18 protein-coding genes and 1 riboswitch are annotated in these 22627 nt (G+C 61.9%); of the genes, 6 read left to right on the forward strand and 12 right to left on the reverse strand.

Annotation, left to right across the window (positions count from 1 at the left end; genetic code table 11):
* Positions 1–190: 190 nt before the first annotated feature.
* From ACMO9O_RS01900 to ACMO9O_RS01915, 4 genes are all read right to left on the reverse strand, one after another.
* A complete protein-coding gene (locus tag ACMO9O_RS01900) occupies positions 191–1195 on the reverse strand; it encodes a beta-ketoacyl-ACP synthase III (RefSeq protein WP_418981931.1) in 1005 nt (334 codons plus the stop codon).
* Between the two features lie 23 nt (positions 1196–1218).
* On the reverse strand, positions 1219–2166 hold the full coding sequence (plsX, locus tag ACMO9O_RS01905) for a phosphate acyltransferase PlsX (protein ID WP_418981932.1): 948 nt from the start codon (positions 2164–2166) through the stop codon (positions 1219–1221).
* 153 nt (positions 2167–2319) lie between these two features.
* Positions 2320–2505: a 50S ribosomal protein L32 gene (rpmF, locus tag ACMO9O_RS01910; protein ID WP_304582018.1), complete on the reverse strand. Its 186-nt coding sequence runs from the start codon at positions 2503–2505 to the stop codon at positions 2320–2322.
* A gap of 40 nt (positions 2506–2545) precedes the next feature.
* Positions 2546–3139: a YceD family protein gene (locus ACMO9O_RS01915; RefSeq protein WP_418981933.1), complete on the reverse strand. Its 594-nt coding sequence runs from the start codon at positions 3137–3139 to the stop codon at positions 2546–2548.
* A gap of 426 nt (positions 3140–3565) precedes the next feature.
* Here ACMO9O_RS01915 and ACMO9O_RS01920 point away from each other — a divergent pair, with 426 nt between their 5' ends.
* Together ACMO9O_RS01920 and ACMO9O_RS01925 are read left to right on the forward strand one after the other, a co-directional pair.
* Complete coding sequence (locus ACMO9O_RS01920; RefSeq protein WP_418981934.1) at positions 3566–4009, forward strand: hypothetical protein; 444 nt, start codon at positions 3566–3568, stop codon at positions 4007–4009.
* Between the two features lie 12 nt (positions 4010–4021).
* Positions 4022–4927, forward strand: coding sequence for a hypothetical protein (locus ACMO9O_RS01925; protein ID WP_418981935.1), 906 nt, complete (start codon positions 4022–4024; stop codon positions 4925–4927).
* 93 nt (positions 4928–5020) lie between these two features.
* Here ACMO9O_RS01925 and ACMO9O_RS01930 read toward each other — a convergent pair whose 3' ends face one another.
* The 5 genes from ACMO9O_RS01930 to ACMO9O_RS01950 all read right to left on the reverse strand — a co-directional run bounded on the left by ACMO9O_RS01930 (position 5021) and on the right by ACMO9O_RS01950 (position 10218).
* On the reverse strand, positions 5021–6979 hold the full coding sequence (locus tag ACMO9O_RS01930; protein ID WP_418981936.1) for a CotH kinase family protein: 1959 nt from the start codon (positions 6977–6979) through the stop codon (positions 5021–5023).
* Positions 6980–7082: 103 nt separating this feature from the next.
* Positions 7083–8099, reverse strand: coding sequence for a type I glyceraldehyde-3-phosphate dehydrogenase (gene gap / locus ACMO9O_RS01935; protein ID WP_418981937.1), 1017 nt, complete (start codon positions 8097–8099; stop codon positions 7083–7085).
* 226 nt (positions 8100–8325) lie between these two features.
* Positions 8326–9081, reverse strand: a complete 756-nt coding sequence (locus tag ACMO9O_RS01940) for an ABC transporter ATP-binding protein (protein WP_418981938.1) — start codon at positions 9079–9081, stop codon at positions 8326–8328.
* A complete protein-coding gene (locus tag ACMO9O_RS01945; protein ID WP_418981939.1) occupies positions 9078–9821 on the reverse strand; it encodes an MlaE family ABC transporter permease in 744 nt (247 codons plus the stop codon). The genes ACMO9O_RS01940 and ACMO9O_RS01945 overlap by 4 nt, the downstream gene beginning before the upstream one ends.
* A 1-nt stretch (position 9822) precedes the next feature.
* Positions 9823–10218 carry a DUF4834 family protein gene (locus ACMO9O_RS01950; RefSeq protein WP_418981940.1) on the reverse strand — a complete coding sequence of 132 codons (396 nt, stop codon included), beginning with the start codon at positions 10216–10218 and terminating at the stop codon, positions 9823–9825.
* Between the two features lie 159 nt (positions 10219–10377).
* On the opposite strand from ACMO9O_RS01950, the gene purB reads away from it, so the two are divergent.
* Both purB and ACMO9O_RS01960 read left to right on the forward strand, forming a co-directional pair.
* The gene (purB, locus tag ACMO9O_RS01955) at positions 10378–11727 is read left to right on the forward strand and encodes an adenylosuccinate lyase (protein ID WP_418981941.1); all 1350 of its coding nucleotides are present in this window, start codon (positions 10378–10380) and stop codon (positions 11725–11727) included.
* Between the two features lie 189 nt (positions 11728–11916).
* On the forward strand, positions 11917–12660 hold the full coding sequence (locus ACMO9O_RS01960; protein WP_418981942.1) for a hypothetical protein: 744 nt from the start codon (positions 11917–11919) through the stop codon (positions 12658–12660).
* 951 nt (positions 12661–13611) lie between these two features.
* Here the strand turns inward: ACMO9O_RS01960 and ACMO9O_RS01965 are convergent.
* The 3 genes from ACMO9O_RS01965 to ACMO9O_RS01975 form a co-directional block, all read right to left on the reverse strand.
* Entirely contained in the window at positions 13612–14727 is a 1116-nt protein-coding gene (locus ACMO9O_RS01965; protein ID WP_418981943.1) for a fimbrillin family protein, read from the reverse strand.
* A gap of 20 nt (positions 14728–14747) precedes the next feature.
* Positions 14748–16523: a C10 family peptidase gene (locus tag ACMO9O_RS01970; protein ID WP_418981944.1), complete on the reverse strand. Its 1776-nt coding sequence runs from the start codon at positions 16521–16523 to the stop codon at positions 14748–14750.
* Between the two features lie 478 nt (positions 16524–17001).
* Entirely contained in the window at positions 17002–18645 is a 1644-nt protein-coding gene (locus ACMO9O_RS01975; RefSeq protein WP_418981945.1) for a PL29 family lyase N-terminal domain-containing protein, read from the reverse strand.
* A 219-nt stretch (positions 18646–18864) separates the two neighbouring features.
* A riboswitch (cobalamin riboswitch) is annotated at positions 18865–19060 on the reverse strand.
* 227 nt (positions 19061–19287) lie between these two features.
* Between ACMO9O_RS01975 and ACMO9O_RS01980 the strand changes: the two genes are divergently transcribed.
* Entirely contained in the window at positions 19288–20901 is a 1614-nt protein-coding gene (locus ACMO9O_RS01980; RefSeq protein ID WP_418981946.1) for a hypothetical protein, read from the forward strand.
* A gap of 241 nt (positions 20902–21142) precedes the next feature.
* Positions 21143–22600 (forward strand): amino acid permease, encoded by a 1458-nt coding sequence (locus ACMO9O_RS01985; protein ID WP_418981947.1) that lies wholly within the window; start codon positions 21143–21145, stop codon positions 22598–22600.
* The last annotated feature ends 27 nt before the right edge of the window (positions 22601–22627 follow it).

Below are 22627 nucleotides of genomic sequence, written 5' to 3' on the forward strand. Positions count from 1 at the left end.
GGGTCTTCAGACCTCCTCTTCCTATGCCGACAACCCGGCGTTATCTTGTTCCGACCGCTTCGCGGCGTTCCCGTTCCTCCGGCGCCTCCGTTCATCCGGTTCTTCCGTTCCTCCGGCGCCTCGTTCTTCCGGCGTCTCCGTTCTTCCGGCGTTTCGCCGCCGATCCGGCCGGTCCGGCCGATCAGGCCAATCAGGCTTTCGACCCGTCGTAGGCCCACTTCACGTAGATCGCACCCCACGTATAGCCGCCGCCGAAGGCGGAGAGGATGAGGTTGTCGCCGGGCCGCAGCTCCTTCTCGTAGTCGCACAGACACGAGGGGATCGTGGCGGCCGTGGTGTTGCCGTTGCGGTCGATGTTGATCATGCACTTGTCCTGCGTGATGCCCATGCGGCGCGCCGTGGCGTCGATGATGCGCAGGTTGGCCTGGTGGGGAACCAGGTAGCGGATATCGTCCGACGTAAGGCCGTGGCGCTCCATCATCTCGACCGACACGTCGGCCATCTTCGAGACGGCGGCCTTGAACACGGCGTGTCCGTCCCACATGATCGTATGCCAGTTGTTGGCCAGCGTCTCGGCCGAAGCGGGGTAACGCGAACCGCCCGCCTTCATGTAGAGCTGCAGCTCGCCGGAGCCGTCCGAGCGCAGAATCTCGTCGAGGATGCCCAGCCCCTCGGTATTCGGTTCGAGCAGTACGGCGGCCGCACCGTCGCCGAAGATCGGGCAGGTCGAACGGTCGGTGTAGTCGACGATCGAGGACATCTTGTCGGCGCCCACGACGACTACTTTCTTGCACGAACCCGACTCGATGAACTTCGCGCCGGTGGTCAGGGCGAAGAGGAAGCCGCTGCACGCAGCCGACACATCATAGGCGAAAGCGTTCTTGCAGCCGGCCTGGTCGGCGATCATATTGCCCGTCGACGGGAAGAACATATCGGGCGTCACCGTGGCGCAGATCACCAGGTCGACATCCATCGGGTCGGTCCCCGATTTGTCCAGCAGGTTGATTACCGCGCGGGCGCCCATGTAGGAGGTTCCCACGCCCTCGCCCTTGAGGATGTGGCGCGTCTTGATTCCGACATGGGACATAATCCACTCGTCGGTGGTGTCGACCATGCGGCTGAGTTCTTCGTTGGTGAGAATATAATCCGGGAGGTACTGACCTACGCCCGTGATCGCTGCAGTTATCTTGCTCATTAACTTTTACCTTTTCGTTATTATCATTTGCGGAATGCCCGCTGGAGTTTGGCCGTCAGATCGGCCCGGATGCACTGTTCGGTGGAGAGGATCATGCTGCGGATGGCTTTGGGCGACGAACAGCCGTGGCCGATGATGACCGGAGCGTTGACCCCCAGCACAGGCGTGCCGCCCACGTTTTCGTAATTCATCGCCTCCCAGAAAGCGTTGTCCACGCCCAGGGCTTTGTTGATGCGGTAAAGCCCCTCGGCCATCTTGAGCACGGTGTTGCCCACGAAACCGTCGCAGACGATCACGTCGGCCACCCGGCCCGAGAAGATATGCGAACCTTCGACGTTGCCCGCGAAGTTGATTCGCGTGTCGGCTTTCAGCAGTTCGTAGGTCGCTTTGGATTGGGCGTTGCCTTTAGCCTCCTCCTCGCCGATGTTGAGCACCGCCACGCGGGGCTTCTCGATCCCCAGCACCGCTTCGGCGTAGATCGAACCGATCAGTCCGTACTGGGCCAGCACTTCGGGCTTGCAGTCCACGTTCAGCCCCACGTCCAGCAGCAGTGCCGGACGGCCGCCCACGGTGGGGACGATGGACGAGATCGTGGGCCGGATTACGCCTTCGATGGGCTTGACGGCGTACATCGAACCGACCATCATGGCTCCGGTCGAACCGGCGCTCGCAAAGCCGTCGACGGCTCCCCTGGCCAGGTAGCCGAACCCGACCGTGATGCTCGAATCGGCCTTGGCCTGGAACGCCTTGGCCGGATGGTCGCCCATCTCGATCACCTCGGTGGTCGCCACGATGTCGAACCGATCGGCCGGACACCCCTCGGCTTCGAGCACGGCTTCGATCCGGGCCCGGTCGCCGAACAGGACGATCCGGCTGTCCGAAGCGATCCGCTCGAGCGCCATGACGGCGCCCTTGACCGCAGCTTCGGGGGCGAAATCACCGCCCATAGCATCTACACCAATCTTTAACATAGTCGTGCGATTTGGGTTATTAACTTCCCGCTTCCCGCAGACAGACCGCCGGGAGCGGCATGCGTCGTCCCGCCCGCCGCGGCGGAGGGGAAGACACTCATAAAAGGAAAGAAGAGGGCAGCCCGCCGGGGGTGCGCTCTTCGTCCGGCCGCATTATTCGGCCGCCTTCTTCTCGATGGCCAGCTTCCCGCGGTAGAAGCCGCATTCGGGGCATACGCGGTGGTAGAGCGTAGCCGCGCCGCAGTTCGAGCAGGTCACCACCGTGGGAACGACGGCCTTGTAGTTGGTTCTTCTCTTGTCGCGTCGCGTCGACGAGACTTTGTGTTTAGGATGTGCCATTTTACAGTATTGATATTAGTTTAACGTATCTTGTCCGGTTTTATTTTTCCGCGTCGGGGGCCTCGCCCGCCCCGTTCGGATTCGGGCCTTCGTCCTCCTCCATGCGCTCGCGCAGCTCGGAGAGCTTCTCCCACGGGCCGCCCGCTCCGTCGCCGGCACGGGCCTCGACCGCCTCGAACTCCTCGCCCGAGACGATCCTAAAGCGCTCGAGCATTTCCGGGTTGCACTCCCCCTCGGGATGGACCCGCTGGTAGGGCAGCGAGAGCACGATGCTTTCGTAGATATACTGCGCCAGGTCCACTTCGTCCTCCGCAGGCAGCAGCCACAGCACCTCGCCGTCGTACTCGCCGGGCTGGTCGGAGAACTTGACCAGGAGCTGCCCGTCGAAATCGACCGGCACGGAGCAATCCTCCAGACAGCGGTCGCACTCCACCACCACGCTGCCCGTGATCCGCACGTCGAGCGTCAGCTGCGTCTCGGCGCGCTCCAACCGCACGGCCACCCGGCAGTCGCCGTCCTTGATCTCCGTGCTGCCGAAGGCGCGGAACAACTCGCCGCCGACCTCGAATTCGAAGTCGTGGGGACCGGGACGAAGCCCTTTGTAGGCGATCGAATAGTACTGAGCCACCTCCATTTGAACGCAATTAGTGCGCAAAGTTACGAAAAAATAAAACAATTGCAAAGAAATCCGGCAGTTTTAGCACCCTGCAGCCCGTCCGGACGCGGCCCGCACCGGGGCGGGAACGGGTTTCGGAAGAGGACGCGGCGACCGGGGTTCGGTTCGGGTTCGGGGATAAGGGGTGGTCCGGCGGGGAGCAGCCGTCCGAAAGAGCTGCGGACTGCAACCGGAGGAGGAGGCCGCGCAGGGCAAGGACGACGATTCGGCAGAGGAAGGGAGGTTCGCCAGCGGGAGAAGCAAGTCAGGCAGCAGGAGCGGGCAAGTCAGGCAGCGGGACGATTCGCAAACAAGAGGCCGCGACAGCCCGACGGCCGATCCGCCGACAGCCGAATTTTCGGGCGTAAAATTCGTCGGCGCACGAAATTTGTTTATCTTTGCCCTATGAGCGTTCAACAAGGATTCCGGATCGAGGTCGCAAGCCGTTACCAGGAGTGGTGGCGCTACAACGTGGCGCTGATGTGCGGCTGTTTCGACGCGGAGGACCGGCGCACGGGGTTCGCCACGGCATCCTCGCACGTGGCCGACGTGGGGTCGAACCTCACCGAACGCCCCGCCGACGCGCAGCCCGACCGCTGCATCGTGCTCGAAACGCCCCCCTGCGACCACGTGGTGCTCTACGTCTACATCATCCCTCACACGCTGCCCGCCGACAACGGCATCGAAGCGAGCCGACCGTTCGACGTCACCCTGACCTTTTACCGCGACGGGAAGCGGCTGCGAACGCAGACGCGCGCCGTGAACCAGTGGTCGGGCGCATCGCTCGAACTGCGCGTCCCCGAGAAGCCGGGAGACGGACAGCATACGACCGAAAATGTTCACCACTAAAACCAACCAGCCATGAGAAAGATCAAAAATTGGATCCTTGTTCTCGCATGCGGTGCTTTGCTGGCCGGCTGTAGCGATGACGACAACCACGCAGGGCCGCTGCCCGACGAGCAGACCCTCCATGCCTTCGAACAACAATTCCCCGACGCGCAAAACGTCGTCTGGGGCAAAAAACTGGGTTACGACGTAGCGAGCTTCTCGCTCGCCGGGACCCGCGCCGCAGCGGGCGGGCCGAACAGCGCCTGGTATCCCGAGGGCGGCACGGTATGCACCTACACCTCGTTCGAAATCACCTGGGCGCAGCTGCTCGCCGAAGCCCCGGCCGTCGCGCAGGCATGGGAGGCATCGACCTACAAGGCCGAAGGCTACCGGCTCGACGACGTCGACGTGAGGACCTATGCCGGCTCCGCACCGACCTACAAGCTCGAGATCGAGCGGGGCGAGAGCGAATACGAACTGGTTTACGACCGCGCGGGTACTCTGCTCTTCGAGCGTCCCGACATCGACGAGGACGAAGACGATGACGACGATCCCTGCCCGCAGCCGATCTACGACTTCATCGCAACCAACCTGCCGGGCGTGCAGATCGTGGACACGGACACCGAATACGACGGAGGCGTACTCTATTACGAGGTGGAGGTACGCCGCGGTGCGGAGGAGCTGGACCTGATCTTCGATGCGGAGTGCCGCTTCCTCTATCAGGTCGTCGAGGTGGATGAGCGGGATTATGCGAAACTTCCCGAAGCCGTCTACCAAAAGTTCCTCACCCTCGCCGCCGACCCCGAAATGTGGGAAGACGTGGCGATCCGCCAAGATTTGCAGGGGAAGGTCATTTGCTACGTGCTCGTGGTCGAGGACGAGCGCACCGGCCGGGAGGTTGCCTACCTGGTCGATGCCGACGGCGGGCTGATCGGCTGACGGTCGCTCACCCACGAAAAAAAGAGGGCGGAATTTCCGCCCTCTTTTTTCGTGCCGTTCCGGCGACACCGCCGACCGCTGCCGGAAGCCGTCCTAATTGGCCGGGACGCTTGCAGCCTTGACGCGGAAGAAGTTGTTCGCCCCGGTGTCCATGATCCGGTACTCGGAATGGTTGCTCCACGAGGCCGTCGCGTCGCGGATCGACATGTCCTCGCCCGTGTCGTTGGAGACGAAGCTGCCGATCATCGCCTGCCAGCCCTTGATCCGGCCGACGCTACCGTTCATCCGGAAAAGCTCGTCGCTGCCGCACAGCTCGTTGAGCGCCCGGACGTAGACGGCCCGCCACTCAGGATATTCCAGCAGTTTGCCGATCAGCTTGCGGCCGCTGTCGCCCCACGCGAGCGGATTCTGACGCCCCGCATCGATCATCGACGAGGTTCCCAGCGTGTTGTCGTAATCGTAGGGGATGAAGAAGAAACGGTATTTGTACTTGTCGGTGGTGTTGAAATAGAGGTAGTAATTGTTCTGGTTGCACCAGTAGTCGTCCCACATGCCCACGGCGACGTTGACGGCATAGGTTTTCAGCAGCAGCTCGACGTCGGTAACCTGCGCGATCCAGGTCCGGAAGCTCTCGCCCGTCTTGCCGTTGAGCTTGAGGATGAAATCCTGGAGCTGCTCCTTGGCCGCGGCAAAACGCTCGGTGTTGGTTTTCAGCACGTAGGAATAGTTCTGCGTCCCGGCCTCTTCGTCGGGGCGGAAGCGGCCGTCGTCGGTCGACGCCAGGTCGGCCCCGTAGGTGCACTTCCAGAGGTTGTGCCCCGTGTCGCCGAACAGCTCCCGGCGCGCATCGAGGAACTCGTCGTCGATCGCCTCCAGCATCGAAAAGACGCCCAGATAGGTTTCGCGGCTGTCGCCCCCGACGCGAATCCACAGCCGTCCGTAGGAGGAGCGGATTGCCGTCGGAATGCCGTAGCGGCGGAAGAGGTCGTAGCAGTAGATCTCGCGCGAGTAGGTCGGATCGTCCTTGAACCACTTGAAGTAGATCTTGCGCACGCCGCCGAGCGTATGGGCGTCGTCCTTGACGAACTTGCGCAGGTTGACCATGTAGTGGCAGTGATGCCAGTCGGCCCCGTCGCCCGGGTGCGTCTGCCCGCCGCTGCCCTCGGGACGGCGGCGCGAGGTGTTGCCCTTCAGGCGCAGTCCGGCCCGTTCGAAGCGGTGCGACTTGCCGTTCTTGACGAACGTGGCGTTGCAGACGATGTAGGCGTCGGTGTTCGGATCGGCGTCGTAGAGCGCCAGCAGGCGGTTCCACTCGTCCAGCGTCACCTCGACGTGCATTTCGGGCAGCGCCGTCATGTCGAAGACATAGGCCAGGCCGTCCGTCACGTCGGGATCGGGTCCGTCCGGACGGTTCGGCTCGGTGGCCGCGAAGTCGACCGCCGTATGCGTGAACGCCGCGCCGGGCTTCGCCGCCGTGTTCGAGACGCCCGGGGTGGCCGCTCCGGCCACGTACCACGCCCCGCCGTCGCCACACCGCGCCGCCACGTCGAACGCATGCTCCGCCGCGCCGTCCCACGCGTCCGCGGCTCGGGGCTGCGCGTAAGCCGAATTGACGAACCAGTCGATGCGCGCTCCCGTCCGGTCCACCAGCTCCAGCAGCAGCGACTTCGAACCCGAAATGCCCGATGCGCTTACGCCCAGCGCAACGCCCGGGCAGTCGGGCCGCTTGCCCTTGCACCCCAGCACCGCGTAGCCGCCGGCCGGGAGCTGCACACCCTCGGCGACCGCGAAGTCGCCGGAGCCGTCGGCATTCGACAGACAGGCGCCGTTGTTCTTGCGAATGCGCAGCCCCGAGAGGTCGCAGGCCGCCTCCCCGGCGTTGTAGAGTTCGATATATTTGGCGTCGGTGTTCACCTCGTTGATGACCAATCCCGGGTCGACCTCCGGTCCGGGGTTCGGCCCCGGATTCAGCGGTTCGTCGGCATCGGAACAGCCCGAGCAGGCGATCAGAAGCGCCCCGAAGGTGCAGCTCAGCAACAGATTCTTTTTCATGGCAGGCATTTAGAAGATACGAAGATACGAAAAAAAACACGGAACCGGGCACAAAAAAGAGAGCCGGATCGCTCCGGCCCTCTCTTTCGCATGCGAAAAGCGCCTACTTGTTGTTGTAAGCGGCCATCTTCTCGATGAGCATGAGCACCTTGTTCGAGTAGCCCCACTCGTTGTCGTACCACGAAACGACCTTCACGAACGTGTCGGTCAGCGCGATACCGGCGGCCTTGTCGAAGATCGACGTGCGGGCGTCGCCCAGGAAGTCCGACGATACGACAGCCTCCTCGGTGTAGCCCAGGATGCCCTTCAGCTCACCCTCAGAAGCCTCCTTCATGGCGGCGCAGATCTCGTCGTACTTGGCCGGCTTGGCCAGGTTGACCGTCAGGTCGACAACCGATACGTCGAGCGTGGGAACGCGCATCGACATACCCGTCAGCTTGCCGTTCAGTTCGGGGATCACCTTGCCGACAGCCTTGGCAGCGCCGGTCGACGAGGGGATGATGTTGCCCGAAGCGGCACGGCCGCCGCGCCAGTCCTTCATCGACGGTCCGTCGACGGTCTTCTGCGTGGCGGTGGTCGAGTGAACGGTGGTCATCAGACCGTCCGTGATGCCGAACTTGTCGTTGAGCACCTTGGCGATCGGGGCGAGGCAGTTGGTGGTGCACGATGCGTTCGATACGATCGTCTGGCCGGCGTAGCTGTCGGTGTTGACGCCGCAAACGAACATCGGGGTGTCGTCCTTCGAGGGGGCCGACATCACCACGTACTTGGCGCCGGCGGCGATGTGTGCCTGCGCCTTCTCCTTCGTCAGGAACAGACCGGTCGACTCGACGACGTACTCGGCGCCCACCTCGTTCCACTTCAGGTTGGCGGGGTCTTTCTCGGCGGTCACGCGGATCGACTTGCCGTTGACGATCAGCAGGCCCTTCTCGACGTTGTAGTCGATCGTGCCCTTGAACTGGCCGTGCATCGTGTCGTACTTGAGCATGTAGGCCATGTAGTCCACGGGAACCAGGTCGTTGATGCCCACCACCTCGATGTTTTCGTTGGTGCATGCAGCACGGAACACCAGACGGCCGATACGGCCGAATCCGTTGATACCAATTTTGATAGTTGCCATAATTTGTTGAATTATTTGTTAGAAACTTGCGTTATTTTTTTCACAGCACAAAAGTATATACTTTCAGGAGATTACGCAAATAAAAATTAAATTTTTTTAGTAAGGACCCTCCCACACGCCTTCGGGACGCTTTCCGGCCGTTTCAGGACGCCCGGCGAACCCCTCGCCGGAGGCCGCCCGATCCGTTGCGCAGCGGAACGCACGCCGTCCGGACCCGGCGCATGCGCTACCGGGCCGCGCGTTTGGCACGTTTGGCCATCGCCGATGCGAACACGAAGTCGTTCAACTCCTTGTTATCGACGTGCAGAATCTCCTCTTTGGTCCCCTCCCACCACTTGCGGCCTTCGTGGATGTATACAATTTTCTCGCCTATCTCCATGACCGAGTTCATGTCGTGGGTGTTGATGATGGTGGTGATGCCGTACTCGCAGGTGATCTCGTGGATGAGGTTGTCGATGACGATCGAGGTCTGCGGATCGAGGCCCGAGTTCGGCTCGTCGCAGAACAAGTAGCGCGGGTTGAGCACGATGGCGCGGGCGATGGCCACGCGCTTGATCATGCCGCCCGACAGCTCGGCCGGATAGAGGCGGTTGGCGTCGTCGAGCCGCACGCGCTGCAGGCAGAAGTTCACCCGCTCCATCTTCTCGGCCTCCGACTGGGAGGTGAAGAGGTCCAGCGGCAGCTTGACGTTCTCCTCGACGGTCGACGAGTCGAGCAGCGCCCCGCCCTGGAAGATCATGCCGATGTCCTTGCGGATAGCCTTGCGCTCGCGGAAGCCGAGGGCCGTGAAGTTCACCTGATCGTACCACACGTCCCCCGAATCGGGTTCGTGCAGGCCGACCAGCGTTTTGAGGAAGACGGTCTTGCCCGAGCCGCTGCGGCCGATGATCAGATTGGTCTTGCCGGTCTCGAACTCGACCGAGATGTCGTCGAGCACCACGCGGGCGTCGAACGACTTGGTGATATGTTCCGCACGTATCATATCAGCAGCACCTGCGTGAGGATAAGGTTGAAGATCATGATGACCACCGAACTGACGACCACCGCGCGCGTCGAGGCCGCGCCCACCTCGAGCGAGTTGCCCTTGGCGTAGTAGCCGTAGAACGCCGATACGGAGGTGATGATGTAGGCAAAGACCGAGGTCTTGATGAGCGAATAGGTGATCGAATAGGGCTTGAAGTCCATCAAGAGACCGTCCACGTAGTCCGCGGGGATCATGATGCCCGTGAGGTAGGCGATCAGCCAGCCGCCCAAAATGCCGATCAGGATCGAAAGGATCGTCAGGAAGGGGAAGAAGACCACCGCGGCGACGATCTTCGGCAGGATCAGGTACGACGCCGAGTTGACGCCCATGATCTCCAGCGCGTCGATCTGCTCGGTGATGCGCATGGTTCCGATCTCGGAGGCGATGCTCGACCCGACCTTGCCGGCCAGGATCAGCGCCACGACCGTCGAGGAGAACTCCAGGATCATCGTCTCGCGCGTGGCGTAGCCCACCAGCGAGCGGGGAATGAAGGGCGAATCGAGGTTGATGCACATTTGTAGGGTGATCACCGCACCGATGAAGACCGAAATGATCGCCGTAAGTCCGATCGAGTCGATGCCCAGCGACTCCATCTCGTAGATGATGCGCCGGCGATAGATGGCGGCCTTCTCCGGACGGGAAAAGACCTTCCCCATCAGGATGAAATAGCGGCCGATCAGTGAAAATACCCCCAGCATGCTATGCTTGCTTTTCGTTGGTCTCCTCGAACTCGACGTAGTCGCCCACGTCGTTCGACACCCGCTTGTCGGGCGTTCCGGAGGTCTTGTACACCTTCACCTCGCCCTCGCGGCTCTTCTGCCGCTCCGCAAAGGGCGCGCCGGAACCGTCCGGACCGAAACCGCGGCCGAACTGCTCCTCCATCTGCCGCCGCACGGCGTTGATGCGCCAGCGCACGACGAGCACCGAGACCACGGCCAGCACCGCCAGCCCCAGCAGAAACCACAGGATGAAGAGCGCGATGCCCTTCAGCAGCGCGGGGGCCGCCAGCGCCAGCACCACGATCACCAGGACGGTCAGCGGGTTGCGCTGCACGAAACCGGCCAGCGCGTCTATGATTGCCATCAGGAATCTCATCTTCGTTTCGTTTTTGATCCGCGGCTCCGTTCGGCGGAGCCGCCCCTCCCTGCGAAATCCGCCGGACGCGGAGGAATCTTCGCAAAGGTAGGGAAAAATCTGCTTATTTCAATTTAATGTCGTAAATTTGGCGTCGGAAAGAACAAATCTCAATCTTATATGTTGAACGCACTTACAGCCATATCGCCCGTCGACGGCCGCTACCGGAATACAACGGAAAAACTCGCCGATTATTTTTCGGAACAGGCCCTGATCCGCTACCGCATCCGCGTGGAGGTCGAATACTTCATCGCCTTGTGCGAACTGCCCCTGCCGCAGCTCGCGGGCGTCGACCGAGAACGGTTCGAGGCCCTGCGGAAGCTTTACACCGAATTTTCGGCCGCCGACGCCGAGCGCGTCAAGCTGATCGAAGCCACGACCAACCACGACGTGAAGGCCGTGGAGTACATCGTCAAGGAGAAGATGGAGGCGCTGGGGCTGGGCGCATGGCAGGAGTTCGTGCACTTCGGCCTCACCTCGCAGGACGTGAACAACACGGCCATCCCCCTCTCGATCAAGGAGGCGCTTACGGGCGTCTACTACCCCGCCGTCGAGCAGGTGCGCGACCAAATCGCCGCTTTCGCCGAGGAGTGGCGCACGGTTCCGATGCTGGCCCGCACCCACGGGCAGCCCGCCTCGCCCACGATGCTCGGCAAGGAGTTCATGGTCTTCGTCGAGCGCATCGAGAAGCAGCTGGCCCTGCTGCACGACATCGCCGTACCGGCCAAGTTCGGCGGGGCAACGGGCAATTTCAACGCCCACCACGCCGCCTACCCCTCGATCGACTGGGCGGCCTTCGCCGACCGCTTCGTGGGTGAAAAACTCGGTCTCTGCCGCTCGCACTACACCACGCAGATCGAGCATTACGACAACCTGGCGGCCATCTTCGACAACCTGCACCGCATCGACACCATCCTGGTGGATTTCGCGCGCGACATGTGGACCTACATCTCGATGGAGTACTTCAAGCAGCGGATCAAGGCGGGCGAGGTTGGATCGAGCGCCATGCCCCACAAGGTCAACCCGATCGACTTCGAGAACGCCGAGGGAAACTTCGGCCTTGCCGGAGCGTTATACGCCCACCTCTCGGCCAAACTCCCCGTCTCGCGCCTGCAGCGCGACCTGACGGACTCGACCGTGCTGCGCAACGTGGGCGTGCCGATGGCTCACACGCTCATCGCGCTGCGTTCGCTGATGAAGGGGATGGGCAAACTGATCCTCAACCGCGAAGCCATCGACCGCGATCTGGAGGCCAACTGGGCCGTGGTGGCCGAGGGCATCCAGACCATTCTGCGCCGCGAGGGGTTCCCCAAGCCTTACGAAGCGCTCAAGGCTCTCACGCGCACCAACACCCGCATCACCGCCGAGGCGATCGCCGCATTCATCGAGACGCTCGCCGTGTCGGAGGAGGTCAAACGCGAACTGCGCGCGCTCTCGCCGGCGACCTATACGGGGATTTATAATAAATAGTCGCACTTCGAGAAAGGAGAAACCCGGGCTTATCTCCGGGTTTTTTCATGTTAAACCGATGCTTGCCATCTCGCGGCCGTTGGCCGCCCGATACCAACAACAAAGTCATAAGATGGCTGTTTTATTCGGAATGATTTGGCAGTTGCGGCCCGATTGCTTATTTTTAGCACGAACTAAACGTGCACGGAGATGAAAACGTCTTTGTTGATCCTGACACTCCTTACATTCGCCTCCTGCGGCGGGCAGGGAGAGCAAAAACATGCCTCGGTCGAAAACGATCGTGCAGCGGCAGGCGCTTCCGCCGAGACTGTCACCCCGTCTGCCGCCGACAGCAATACCGGGGACCAACGCCCCCTGCCGAAAACCGACTCCCCGGAGGCGACGAACGACAAGGACTCTTGCGAATCGAGGTATACGATCAAGACAGGCGGCGCAGGTATATTTTCCATCGGACAGCCCATACCGGCTCAGGCGGAGGGCTACACGATAACCAAAGGTATCGAAACCAGATGGGAGGAGGGAGAAGAGTTCGACATACCCATCTATACGATTTCGGAAAAGGGAGAGCGCCTGTTGAACTTGGAGCCTTTCTATGACGATAAAGCCGGACAATACTCCGAAATAATCGGGGATATCTACATACTGTCCGAAAAGTTCCGAACTACCGAAGGCATCGGATTGGAATCGACGCTCGAAGCGTTTACGGCGGCGTATCCCGATTTCAAAATCTGGTACTCTTACGTTAGCGACATCTATGTAATCGAGACGGACCGACTGGATAACATCCAGTTTCTTCTCGACGGCCATGACTTCCTGCAAGAGGGCGGGCCGGATTTCGACAGCGACAGGACCATCCTGCAACCGTCCGAATTTAAAAAAGGCTCGAAAATCAAAGCGATCCGAATCTTCGGTTATGTCGACGATTATTTATAAAGCAAATAAGGGAGGAGGCGGATATTTCTGGTATAAAGATCGTTCGTGAGGTCATATGATAGGCCGTGACAATGCAGTTCCAGCCACCATGATTTTTGTAGCGCATGGTTGTCGCTTCAGCGACGCACCGTAAATATACCCCCGCCCCTCCCTCGGGAGGGGCGAAGAACCTAACACATGAATTAAACCTTTCGTGTTTGCGGCTCCTTGGAGCTGCGCGGGCGGTCATTTTCCCTTTTTCGGCTGCCAAACCGACGGGCCGCAGCCTCCCCCGGCGAAGGCCCGCTTGACCGCGTTCATCCGCAGGCTGCGCCCTTATTCATTATCCGCGGTGCACAGCACCGCACCTCCATCGCGCACTTCTGGAAACGGCGGGAATGGCGGTTGTCCGACGCCGAGCGCCCGGAACGGGCGTGCGATATGCTTTAGCTTTCGTGCCCGTTCAGCGAGGCGGAGGACAGACGCCCGACGTTTTCTGCGTGCGCCTCTCTTTCGCCCTTTCTTCTAAAGAAAGGGCAAGTCATTTCGGCTCGAAAAGCCGACGGGGCGCAATTTGGTTTGCCTGTCTTCGGCTGTTAAGCCGGCGGGCCGCAGCCGCCGGGCAGCGGAGGCCCGCTTGACCGCGTTCCTCCGCAGGCTGGGCCCGAAAGTAAGGGTCAGGCGCTTCTTAAAAATCACCCAATTCGCCACTTTGTTTTTCGGCTGTTAAGCCGGCAGCCCGCAGCCGCCGGGTGCGGAGGGCTGCATCTCAGCCTCCGGCTTCGATCCCCCTCCGCCGACTACGGACTGACCGGTACAATCGTTTTTTCATGCGGCTTGTTTAACGGCTTTTGAGCGGGCCGCAGCCTCCGATGGCGGAGGCCCGCTGATCGCGTCCCTCCGCAGGCTGTGCCCGCAAGTGCCAGTGACCAATATACTCGGCTCCGTATTCCCCCTGTCCCCGCCGTCGAGTCAGAACTGCGACAGGTCGACCCGCTCCACGCCCGTGAGGTCGGAAAGCTCGACCCGCTCCGCATTCCACATCTCGTAGAGGACCGTATAGGGACCGCTGCCCGCGTATTGGTGTGTCAATGCCTCCGCATACGGATCATCCGCTCCGTCGCCCCACCGGACAAAGCCGTAGGGCGAGCTGCCGAAGAACGCGGGTACGGCATACTGCGGGTTCGTATGCGTCACCCCGACGGTTCCGAACGGATCGTCGGTCAGCGGATCGGTTTCGGCATCGAGCGGGATGACCTCCGTTCGATCGGGCATCAGCACCGCCCCCTGTTCGGTGAGCATCACCTCAAAAATGTACTTCTTCCCCGCCGTCAGCTGCGTCGCGGGCAGCCAAACCAGGTAATCCTTCTCCGCGGTGCGGAGGACGACCGCGGTCTGCTCTGCGTCGACCGCATGGGGGATGGCGAAGAAGCCCGGATGGTCCGCGGTCCAGCCCGTCCGGGCCAGCGTCTTCACGCAGTCGCAGGTGTACGCCCCGGCGCGGGTGACCCGGATCGCACCGTCCGCGAGCGACATCGTACCCTCCAGCGGAAAGAGTTCATTCTCGACGATGATCTGCCGAAGTTCGCCCCCGACGTAACTGCGAATGTTGAACGCGACGATGCAGAGCGCGTGCCTGAGGGTCAGCTGCGCGGTGGGCTGCCGGTAATTCACGCGCACCGCCGGACCCGAATAGAGGTAGTCGGTCTGCGCCGCCACGCTCACCGGCCAGGCCGCCGGATCGCCCGCGTCTTCCCGATAGGGATAGGCGGCCAGCAGGGAGAGCTGCCCTTCGGGACGTATCATAACGCTCGGTTCTCCCCGCCAAACGCCGTTCGAGCAGGTCGCCCGGTGCAGGCGGCAGTTCCCGTCCGCGGTGCTGAAAAGCGACATTCGGTCGCCTGCGCCCAGCAGCGTGACCACATCATCGCGCTGCACGCGGGTCTGCACGGAGGTCGTAAAAGTTACCTCGACCTCTCGGATCGGGGTAGGCGTCGGCGACGGCGGCGTCTCTTCGACGTCCGAACTGCTGCACGATGCAACGAACAGCACCGCTGCGAAAAGTATATATTTCACGAGGTTTTTCATACTCTTCTTCTTTTCGATGATTACAACACCACTTGCAACGCAAAGGGCTCGGCGTCCGCTACGCCGATCGAGAGCGTACAGATCCCCTTGCCGAACGTTGAAACGGCAATATCCACTTTGCCGGTGACCGTATGCTCGTCGAAGAGCGTGGCGCCGTTCGGCCCGGTCAGCGTTACATCGGCGTTTTCGCAGGTCGACAACACGATCCTACGGGCGGTACGGTCATAGGCGAACGTCGACCGGGCGGCAATATAGTCTTTGTCGATCTGAGGAGTAAGCACAATCTCGTCCTGCATCCCCTCCGTGTAACGCCTGAGAATCCGCCACTGGGATTCGTCGTCCGCCTTGTAGAACGCACGAATCCGGTCTCCCGCCGCGATTCTGCCGGTGATCCGGCAGGTCAGCGTTCCGTCAGGCGCCGTCATCATCATGGATGGAAGCCCGACGATCGGAAAGACCTCGCTTACGTCCTCCTTTAGCTCCCCGGCCGCATCGCAGACCGTCAGTTTGACGGTCCCCGTGAACACATCGGGTCCGAAGTTGCCGTACGCCCCGGCCAGCACTTCGAACGGCACGTTCTGTCGGATGGTCTGCGCGTCGGTGGTCAGCCCACGGTATTCGACCCCCTTTTCGTTCGTATAGGGGTAGAATTTCAGATCGGACAGCCGGGTCGTGGTCCCGTCGGGGTCCTTCTCCAGGTCGACGATCGCACACTGATTGAATACGAACTCGAATCCCGCTCCGCCGATATAGAACCAGCCGTTATCATAACCGCCCCAACCCCAGTTGAAATGGAAGTAGTCCTGGTCATCGTAACCGTCGAGCACGAACTGGTGGCCCGCCTCCCCGTTATCGCCCGCGTAGAGCACCGGACGGTTTGCCTCGACCTCGCGTTTCATCAGTGCGATCCACTCCCTATCTGAGTAAGACTCCTTATAGGCGAGCGAAGCCGCCTTGCTGTAACGCATATAGGTGATTAAACCCGTCAATAAATCGGAAGTATAAGCGCCGGTCGCCTCCAAACCGTAATCGATGGAACATATGGACCCGGCATCGGCGATCAGACGGGCCGTCTCGGCAGCCTGGGCCGGCGTATATCCGTTGTCGTAGCGTTCGAGCATCAGGTCGTAGTCGTAGGGCTTCAACACACGCTCGGGCACGTGGATCGAGTAGGTCCTGGTGGTGTAGGCGGGCACGACGCCGATGCCGTGATCGGGCCAGCGATTGTAGTGCATCACGATCGCCGCGGCCGTGGCGACGCACCCGGTCAGCGTGCGTTGGCCCTGGTAGAGCGGGCAATCGTCGTTGAACGGAGGGGTCTGATTCCAGAGTGCCGTGGAGAGTAGCCGGACGACATTCCCGGTCCGGGAGGAGGCAGCGTTCCGCCAGGCCGGAAGCGGCGGCAGTCCGCGTTCGCGGGCCGTAAGGATCGTTTCGCGCACGGCCCGGAACCAGGCCTGCACATTTGCGGGCATCCCCTCCCTGCGGAATTTGCCCTCGGACGAATAACCCAGCAGCGGCACGGCGGCGTCATCGCCCGCAACGATGACGAAACCCGACGCATCGGTCCGGTTGAAGACGTAGAATGCCGGATCGGCATTGCTGCGGGTCGCGGCGGATTCACCGTCCCACACCAGTTCCAGCGCAGGCTGCCCGCTGCGTGTACCGACCGGGGAGACAAGAACGCCGAGCGCCACCTGACGGGCCTTTTCGGGTTTGACGGGCGCCGCATCGGCCCGTCCGGGCAGCGACAGAAGCGATGCGATCGAAAACAGAAGTAGCCAGAGTTGTTTCATAGACGATGCGGTTGTGGGCAGGCCGGCAGCGAATCGGGCGGCGCATCCCGTATTTACGCTCGTAATATACGCAATTTTTTGCAAATCTGCAACTTTCCCGGTTTCATCCGCGCTCGTCGGGAGCGCGGAACCGTTCCGGCCGGGAAGGTCGGATTTTCACCCCGGAGCCGGCCCGCCTCTGCCGCGCTGTTCCGCACGGACACAAACATACCCGAAAAGAGAAAGCGGTGCGATTTCCCGGGAGCGGGCCTTCGGTTTGGCATACACTTTGCACTTTCTCCGTACAGCTGCGGCACAGCAACCGCAGTGAGGTTTCTTCATTTATTTAAGTTTGGGTTAGTAGTTTTGGAGGGCAACCTCCGGGGGCAGCAGGCAATCGTGAGATTCCCTGCTGTTTTTTTTGTGCCGCAGACCCGACGCACACAAACAAAACGGCGGCAGGCCCGAAAGGTCTGCCGCCGTCCCACGGATGCAACCGCTACTCCCTGCAACAGCGCACCGAGTAGCCGTAGGAGCGCTCCTTGTCCAGCTCGGGGTTGATCGAACCGCTGCTCGAAAGCTGGCTGCGGAAGAAGAGGTAGCACGATTTGGCCGCCGTGGCGTCCGACGACCAGTAAGCGCCCGACCCGCCGGTCGAACTCCGCAGGCCGACGATGCTGCCCGAACTGTAATTGCGGTATCCCTGCGCCGGATACCACGCAGTCTGTACGCCGCAGGTGTAGGTCATGCCGAAATTCGTTCCGTCCCACGCCGAGACACCCTCGATGTAGTCGCGGCCCGCACTCATGTCCGACCAGGCGTCGATCTCCGGGACGCGGTAGCCCGGAGGGCAGGGGTCGTGGAGGCTCTTATTCGCACCCCACAGCATCTTTTTGGGCGACGCCAGCCAGTCGGACGACGTCCCGACCTTGGCGTTATAAAAGGTCGTCGGATGGGCGGCCGCCTCCCCGGGCGTGACCGTGGTATTGCTGAACGACCAGTCCAGCCCCTCATACGCCGGATTGAGGATCGTGTGCTCGCGTGCCTGCGCGAACGCCGTAGCCGACGTTTCGGTCTTTTCGCCGCCGTAGAACGGGTCCTTGCGGCCCCACTGATAGTAGAGACCGTAGGCCTCCGTACTGCCGGGCGTCGTCCCCACCGCCCCCAGGTTGCGGTCCTGGAAGACGGCCCCGTTGCCGCAGGTCATCGTCTGCGGAGGGTCGGTCACCCAGATATGCCAGCTCCAGACCACTGCGCCGTTCTCCATCAAAGCGATCAGCGCGTTGCCCTTGCCTTGGCCCACCGTAAAACCGATCTCTCCGGCCGCAGGGCCGAACGCGACCTCGCCGACCAGCCCTTCGGCATCGGTCCATAACCAGTCGGCCGTCATGCCGTCCGTCGTTTCGATCTGCGCATCGAACGCTCCCGCCTCGTCCTGCGCCCCGTTTCCGCGCACGGTCGCGCGGATCACGTAGCGGCCCGGCGCGGAAACGACATAGCAGTTGGCCGTTCCGCCGGCGCTCAGGTCGCTGACCAGCGGGGCGGAAAGTTCCCCGCCGTCCGCCAGCGCGACCCGTACGCGGCCGTCGGCCGCGGTCACCCCGCGGAACTGCGCCGCCCCGCACGCCGTCGTCGCTTCGAGGGGATTGCCGTCGCCGTCCTCGATGCGCCACGGTGCGGTTTCGGCATCCATGGTCACGGTCCAGAACCCGTCGTTGTCGACCCCCGTCACCGGCACGGGTCCCGTCAGGGGCATCCGCTCTCCGGAGCCGTCTCTGAGCCAGGGCTGCCCTTTCAGAGAGGCGAGCGTCCAATAACAAAACCCCTCGTCCGCCGCCATTCCGATCAGCGGGGTTGCCGCCGATGCCTCGCACGCGAGGGTGAGCTGCGTACCGTCCCCCATACCGAGGCGCACCCCCTGCTCCTCTTCCGCCACCGACCTTACGTCGGAGCGCATGAACGCTTCGGCCAGCTCCCGGAGCGCCACCAGCCCCGCATTCACCTCCTCCGCCTTTTGCAGCAGCTCGGGGGAAACGGGTTTCACAGGGACGGGGAGCGGTTCGTCCGGAATCTCCTCCGCATCGTTCTTGCATCCGCCCAGGAGCACAGCCCAGGCACACATGATCAGGATTTTCTTCATCATTTTTTTATTCGTTAAGTGGTTCTTTCGAGCTGTAAAAAGCCCGCAGCCACGAAACGACCCTCCCGCAGGCACAAGCCCGACGGGCGGCACGACAACGCCTCGTTCGACCGCAAGCGGTTTGTCCGACCGGGGACGGCGGCGAGAAAAAATGATCCGAAGCGAATGGCGGCCTGAAAAACGGCGGCAACGACTTCGGGTTCTCCCTTTCTCCGCAGGAGCGAACACCCGATCGCGCAAGGCAGGTCTTCTGACTCGTCCCTTGTGCGGCGCCTTCCCGGTCGTCGACCAGTGGCTCGGATTACCGCAACAATCAGCCCTTTACGGGCGGGACTCACAGCAGCGGGAACTGTCGCCGATTCGCACGGCGTTCCCTTTTAATTCCCCCGCGGGGGAAACCTTAGCGACGCAAAGATACTTTATTCGCCCGGATCGGCAAGCGTTCGGGCGAAATAGTTTCTTTTTTGCGTCCGACCGCCCGGTCCCTTCGCGCCTCCCGCGCGGAAATCACGCTTTTCGGCAATGCAGCTCTTCCGATCGGGCCGCCCGCATACGCTCAAAGGGCGTCGGAAAGAAAAATTTGGTTTTTTCATTCGGAATGATTACTTTTAGCAGCTTCACTTATAAAAAACTAATTTCACATTTATGACGAAAACCTTGATTTCGTGGGGAATGGCACTGACGGTGCTATGCTCCGGTCTGGCCACTTCGTGCAGCAGCAACGACGAGGACGAGGGGGGGGGAAATCCGCCCGCGCCTACGGTCGCAATCGCTCCCGGTAACGCTACGGCCTCGACCCTTCAATTCACCCTCACCCTCCGGGATGCGGACAAGTGCACCTACCTCTGCAAGGAGAAATCCGCCGCCGCTCCCGCCGCTGCCGAGATTCTGAGCGCGGGAAAGAGCGCAACCGCTTCCGGAAGCATCACCGTCGACCAGCTCTCGCCCAACACCGCCTACCGTCTCTACGCCATCGCCTCGAAAGGCAGCGTGAACGGTTCGATCTCGACGGCCGACCACACCACCCTCGCACAACCCGTCGTCAAGCTCAAGCCCGGCAGCGTCGTCACCAAGACGACCCTGACTTTCACGGCCGAGCTGACGGACGCCCAGTCGGGCGCTTATGTCTGCTTCGAGAAGACGGCCGACGCGGTCGTTCCGGCGGCCGAGGCCATCCTGCGCGACGGCAAACCCATCGCCGCATCGGGCGACATCACCGTCGAAGAGCTGACCGAATCGACCACCTACCTGATCGCCGCCGCGGTCAGCAACGGCAGCATCCTCTCCGAGGTAGCCACCCTCGAAATGACAACCGACGGCCCCGCACGCTTTACGCAGCAGGCTTTCGGCGGCTACATGGGCAAGCCCGCGGACAGCAGCTACGGCGAATACACGGTCGTGCTGGCCGACGGGCAGGCGGTCGAGGTGGACGGCGTATACAGCACCCTCGATGCCGGTATGGCCATGAGCTTCGATCTCTACCAGCTGATTCCGACCAATCTCAGTTCGATCACCCTTCCGGCACGCAACTACAAATACGCCACCTCGAAGAGCCTTTCGACGTTCCATCCCGACAAGACCTACTGCATGGTCAACGACGGTAAGGGCAACCTTTCGAAGATCGAATTTAAGGCCGGAACGATCGCCGTCACGCAGAGTGGTTCGACCTTCACGTTCGCGGTGAATCTCACCACGACTGCGGACGAGCCTTTCGAAGCCACCTACACCGGTCCCATCGTCATCACCGACCAGTCGGGCAGCGAACCGGACAAACTCCCCGAGCTGGAGGCCGACGTCACGGACATCACCTATATCCGTGCATTGGCCAAGTACTACACGGATTCCGATCAGGCCGACAACTGCATCGTCCACCTCTACGACGTGCAGCCCGGCGGGCTGGATTACGGGGCGGACTACCTGCTGGGCGCAGGCCATATGGTCGCGCTCGACCTTTCGACCGCCGTCTCGGAAGAGATGAAGCTGCAGGAGGGCGTCTACAACCTCTCCACGAACGGCGCTCCCGGCTCCTACGCCGCAGGCTACCAGACCGTGTTCATGGACGACATGCTGGCCGTGGGAACCTATTGCGAGAAGCGCAACGACCAGAGCCTTTCCGTCTACGGCTTCATCAATTCGGGAACCGTCACCATCTCCAAAGCGGGCGACGGCTACCGCTTCGTGCTCGATATGAAGACCGACAAGAATCACAAGATTACCGGCACGTACGAAGGCGTGGTGGAGATGACCGACAAGCGCTGATTCTCCCTCGTCAGCCAAACGGCACGCCGGACATCCCTTTGGGGACGTCCGGCGTTTTCGTCGGCCTTGGCCGCCCGGCGCCGAAGCGTACAGCGGAGAGGAGCGTTTTTCAGCCCCGCTCGCCGTCCCGGGACGTCGCGGCAGGTATCCGGGACGGTCGCGGAGCGCCGTTTTTTCGGGCGGAAGGCCCGCGCGGCACGAAAACTGTTTCAGAGCGCAAAAACCCTAAACAGTTTTGGTCATGGCTAAAAACAAGCACATCACAACCACCCAGCTCGCGCTGATGACGGCCGCCGCGGTCATCAGCCTGCGCGGGCTTCCGATGATGGCGCAGGAAGAGCTTACCATGTTTTTCTACATCTTCTTCGCCACGTTCCTCTTCCTCGTTCCGGCGGCGCTGGTGGGCGCGGAGCTGGGCAGCGCCTTCGCCGACCGCGGCGGCGGCGTCTACACCTGGGTCAAGGAGGCGTTCAACTCCCACCTGGGGTTCACGGCCATCTTCCTGCAATGGATTCAGAATGTCGTGTGGTATCCCACCGTGCTGGGATTCGCCGCCGCCTCGATCGCCTACCTGATCGGCATGCCGCAGCTGGCGCAGAACGGACTCTACGTCGGGCTGTTCTCGATCGCCATGTACTGGTGCGCGACGCTCGTGACGCTGCGCGGCACGTCGGCCATCTCGGGCATCACCTCGAAGGGATTTCTGATCGGCACGGTACTGCCGGGCATCGTCGTGATCGTGATGGCGATCGTCTGGATGGCGGGCGGCAACCCCATCGCGCTGGAGGACATTCCGGCCTCGGTGAGCCAGGTGGTCAACGTCGACGCGATGCAGCACGTCCACCCGCGGCTCTTTCCCCACATTTCGGGCATGAGCGACATCGCCTTTCTGGCGGGCATCCTGCTGCTCTTCGCCGGCGTGGAGGTGCACGCCGTGCACGCTCCCGAGCTGAAAACGCCGCAGAAGCAGTTCCCGCGCGCCATGTTCCTCGCGGCGCTGATCTCCTTTACGCTCTTCACGCTGGGCGCGCTGGCCGTGGCAATCATCACCCCCTACGACCAGATCAACCTCCAGTCGGGACTGTTCACCACCTTCCAGATCGTCTTCGACCGCTACCACGTAGGGTGGCTCTCCAACGTCATGGGCCTGCTGGTGGCCTTCGGTGCATTGGCCGGGGTCATGTCGTGGATTTCGGGTCCCAGCCGCGGCCTGCTGTGGACGGCCAAGGAGGGCGTGCTGCCCTGCTTCCTGCAAAAGACCAACCGCAACGGGGTGCAGGTCAACATTCTCATCATTCAGGGCTGCATCGTCACGCTGCTTTCGTCGTTCTACATCTTCATGAACGACGTGAGCGTGGCGTTCTTCCTGCTCAGCGCCCTGACCATCGGGCTTTATCTGATCATGTACATGATGATGTACGCCGCGGGCATCCGCCTGCGCTACACGCAGCCCCAGCTCGAACGCAGCTACCGCATACCGGGCGGCAACGCGGGCATGTGGGGCGTCGCGGGCATCGGATTTCTGGCCGTGCTGTTCGCCTTCATCGTCACCTTCTTCCCGCCCTCGCAGCTGCCGGTGGGCAGCCCCGCGACCTACACATGGCTGGTGGTGATCGGCACGGTGGTCTTCCTGGCTATCCCGCTGATCATCACCGCGGTGATGGGGCGCCGGGGTGCGAAAAAGCCGGAGACGAAGTAGTTCGGGACCTATTTTGCAGTAAAACGG

The sequence above is a fragment of the Alistipes sp. genome (genome assembly GCF_048465635.1).
Lineage (GTDB): Bacteria > Bacteroidota > Bacteroidia > Bacteroidales > Rikenellaceae > Alistipes.